Origin of the sequence: Mesorhizobium sp. M7A.F.Ca.US.006.04.2.1 (assembly GCF_004022915.1) — a bacterium.
Taxonomy (GTDB): Bacteria; Pseudomonadota; Alphaproteobacteria; order Rhizobiales; family Rhizobiaceae; genus Mesorhizobium; species Mesorhizobium ciceri.
The window spans coordinates 1-3,192 of sequence record NZ_RZQA01000758.1 but is presented as its reverse complement, the minus strand read 5'-3'; the positions used below and the strand labels follow the sequence as shown (position 1 = coordinate 3,192).

4 protein-coding genes are annotated in these 3,192 nt (G+C 61.7%); 2 read left to right on the top strand and 2 right to left on the bottom strand.

Annotation, left to right across the window (positions count from 1 at the left end):
- Positions 1 to 86 precede the first annotated feature (86 nt).
- Both EN925_RS29505 and radC read right to left on the bottom strand, forming a co-directional pair.
- Positions 87 to 863, bottom strand: coding sequence for a glutamine amidotransferase (locus tag EN925_RS29505; protein WP_013532007.1), 777 nt, complete (start codon positions 861 to 863; stop codon positions 87 to 89).
- Between the two features lie 110 nt (positions 864 to 973).
- The gene (gene radC, locus EN925_RS29500) at positions 974 to 1,735 is read right to left on the bottom strand and encodes a DNA repair protein RadC (protein WP_013532006.1); all 762 of its coding nucleotides are present in this window, start codon (positions 1,733 to 1,735) and stop codon (positions 974 to 976) included.
- 249 nt (positions 1,736 to 1,984) lie between these two features.
- On the opposite strand from radC, the gene EN925_RS29495 reads away from it, so the two are divergent.
- Entirely contained in the window at positions 1,985 to 2,842 is an 858-nt protein-coding gene (locus EN925_RS29495; RefSeq protein WP_013532005.1) for a MipA/OmpV family protein, read from the top strand.
- 42 nt (positions 2,843 to 2,884) lie between these two features.
- On the top strand, positions 2,885 to 3,192 hold a 308-nt coding region (locus EN925_RS29490; protein ID WP_164894465.1), incomplete at its 3' end, for a response regulator.

Sequence of the window (3,192 nt, the reverse complement as noted above, 5' to 3'; positions counted from 1 at the left end):
TCGCAGTTCCCGGTGATGCTGATCGGCTTCAAACCTTGGTTCTAATACATGTCGTTGCCTCAAAAACGCACTTTGGGGCGACATCATCAAACGGCGTTGCTGACCCAGCGGAGCACGTTGGTCCAAAGCCGCGCATAGCCGGGCCATTCGACAAAACTGTTCGGCAGCCAGTGCGGTCCGATGTCCGACGTCCAGACCAGCGTGCGCCCTTCGCCGTGGCGCCCGGTGACCAGCAGGGGATGGCCGCCCTGGTCCTGCGGCAGCCGCGCCAGAACCTCGACATCGTCGCGATCGCGGGCGACGACCTCGTTGGCACCGAGCAGCAGCGGCCATTCGCCCTCAATGCCGGCAAAAAGCGGATGGTCTCTTGAGCCAGTGATCTCGGGACGAAAGCCCTCCGGAATTTCGAGACGGTCATCATTGGGAAGGCAGGTCACCGGCAGCGCCTCCTCGACCGCCGTGCGATGCCAGCGCGCCTTGCCGTCAATGCCTTGGAAGCTGAAGTAACCGCCGATCATGATCAGGCCGCCGCCGGCCAGCGTCCAGTCGCGCAGGAGCTTGAGCCGGTTCGGCACTGTCTTGCCGTGCAGCCAGACATCGGGATGAAGCAGCAGCGAGTTTGCGCCAATGTCGGACAGGATGATCGTCCTGTATTGCGACAGCCCTTCCATGGTGAAAGGCAGCTTCTCGACGGCCTCATGAGCGGGCATGTAGTCGAGATCGAATTCGCTGTCCTTCAAGGCGTCGACCAGGGGCGTTGCCCCGAGATGGAAGGTGACGCTGCCGAACTGGTCGAACCCCTTGTAGTGGGTCGCCGAACTCACCCAGCTTTCGCCGACAAGAAGGACTTTTGTTTTCGCCATGATCATACTCTCCTGATTCCGCCAGTCGCTTGTTCTAGCCGGCTTCGCCCGCCCCGATCTCTGGGATCGCGTGGTCGGGGTCGGCCGGCGTTGGCGCCGGCCCTGCCATCTCAGATCAGCAGCAGGCCCTTCATGCTGGCATATCCCTTCCGCCCGATGATGATGTGGTCGTGCACCGCGATGCCCAGCCGCTTGCCCGCGTCGATGATCTCCTTCGTCATCTCGATGTCGGCGCGCGATGGCGTCGGGTCGCCTGACGGGTGATTGTGGACCAGGATAATGGCAGTCGCCGAGAGTTCGAGCGCCCGCTTGATCACTTCTCGCGGGTAGACAGGCGTGTGGTCGACAGTACCCGTCTGCTGCACCTCGTCGGCGATCAGCGCGTTCTTTTTGTCGAGGAACAGGATGCGGAACTGCTCGCGCGCCTCGAAGGCCATTGCTGAGCGGCAATAGTCGAGGAGCTGCTGCCAGGACGAGAGGATCTCGCGGCCGTGGACCTCGCCGCGTGCCATGCGCTGCGCCGTTGCGGCGAGGATTTTCAGGTCGAGTGCCACCGCAGGGCCGATGCCCTTGACCTCCTGCAGCAGGCCCACCGGGGCGCCAAGCACTTCGGCCAGCGTGCCGAAGCGTGCCAGCAGCGCCTTGGCCGCCGGTTTGGTGTCGGCACGAGGGATCAGGCGAAAGAGCAGAAGTTCCAGAAGTTCGTAATCGGGCAGGGCATCCGGACCCGCCAGGGCAAAGCGCTCGCGCAAGCGGTCGCGATGGCCGAGGTAATGCGGCTTTTCGTCGAGCGTCGCCTTGGCTTTCGCAGCAGGCCGCATCGGCGCTTCGGAGAAGAAACTCCGCTCGTCATCGTCGCTTGTGTTCCCCATACCCCGCCCACATTGCTCCGGCACAGACATTAGAGCTGTTCTGGCCTGGATTGAAACAGTTCCGTTCTCCGATCGCGAGACGATCCACGGCAGATCGTGGCAGCCCACTGTCAGCCTAGGGCCTCCCTATACGGCAAGATGAAACCACGATTGCGCAACAAAACTTAACATCACTTAACGCATGCGGCCACTTTCACCTGACATGGTGACGCCACCGGAGGCTCTTTGCCTCGCTATACTGGAGCACGCATGTTCGCCAAAATTGACTCTGGACTATTTGCCGGCCGGGCATCTCTTGCGGTCATGGCAATCCTGCTTTCAGCCCATTCGGACGGCGCGCTGGCGGCAGATGCCATTGCGGTGAATTCCGATGATTTTACCCTGCCGCCCGAGCCTTCCCGTTTCGGGCGCTTCGAACAGAAACTGTCCGACTGGCACGTCGTGCTCGGCGGCGGCGCCATCATCGTCCCCAAATACGAGGGCAGCAATGAATTCAAGATCATGCCGGTGCCTTTCGTCACGGCGACATTCCTCGACACGGTGACGATCGATCCGACTGGTGCCAACATTGCCGTTTATGAACAAGGACCGTTCGCCTTCAGCGCGCGGCTTGGCTATGAGATGGGCCGCAAGGAAGACGACTCCGACCATCTGCGCGGCTTGGGGGATGTCGACATGGGCGCGACGGTCGGCGTGAAGGCAGCGGCGAAGTTCGGTCCGGCCGAAATATTCGCGCAGCTGGACAAGACCATCGGCGGCAGCGATGGCCTGGAGGGCAGGGTGGGGATCGAGGTGACCCGGCCTCTGTCTCAATCGTTGATGATCGGCGCCAGCGCGTCCGCCGTGTTCGCCGACGAAAACTACATGCAGGCCTATTTTGGCGTCACGCCCGAGCAATCGGCTCGCTCGGGGCTGGCGCGCTATGATGCCGGCGCCGGTTTGAAGCGCGCCGATTTTTCGATTTCCGCCACATATATGCTCGACGAGAACTGGATGGTGCGCGGCGAAGCGGGGGTCGGCGTTCTCTTGGGTGACGCTGCCGACAGCCCCGTCGTCGTCGAAAAGATCCAGCCTTCAGGGATGCTTCTCGTCGGATATCGGTTCTGACGCCTACCCAGGGCACCAAATGCAAGCTGGACAAGCTCCGGAATGGCACAGCAACGGCACCAAAGCGATTTGAGCGCCGAATCCAGGTCGGCAAGGCAAGGTTCGCGCATCCTCATTGTCGAAGACGATCTGGAGATCGCGCGCATGCTGGGCGACACGCTCACCGACAACGGCATGACCGTGGAAATTGCCGAGAGCGGCGTCCAGATGAATGCCGCGCTTCGCACCCAGAAATTCGATCTCATCGTGCTCGATGTCATGTTGCCGGGCGAAAACGGTCTCAACATCTGCCGCCGCCTTCGTGCCGCAACCAACATTCCGATCCTGATGCTGACCGCGCTCGTCGAGGA

Excerpts from the sequence above, each read along its gene's own strand:
- radC (WP_013532006.1), bottom strand. The coding sequence starts at position 1,735 with ATGGGGAACACAAGCGACGATGACGAGCGGAGTTTCTTCTCCGAAGCG.
- EN925_RS29505 (WP_013532007.1), bottom strand. The coding sequence starts at position 863 with ATGGCGAAAACAAAAGTCCTTCTTGTCGGCGAAAGCTGGGTGAGTTCG.
- EN925_RS29495 (WP_013532005.1), top strand. The coding sequence starts at position 1,985 with ATGTTCGCCAAAATTGACTCTGGACTATTTGCCGGCCGGGCATCTCTT.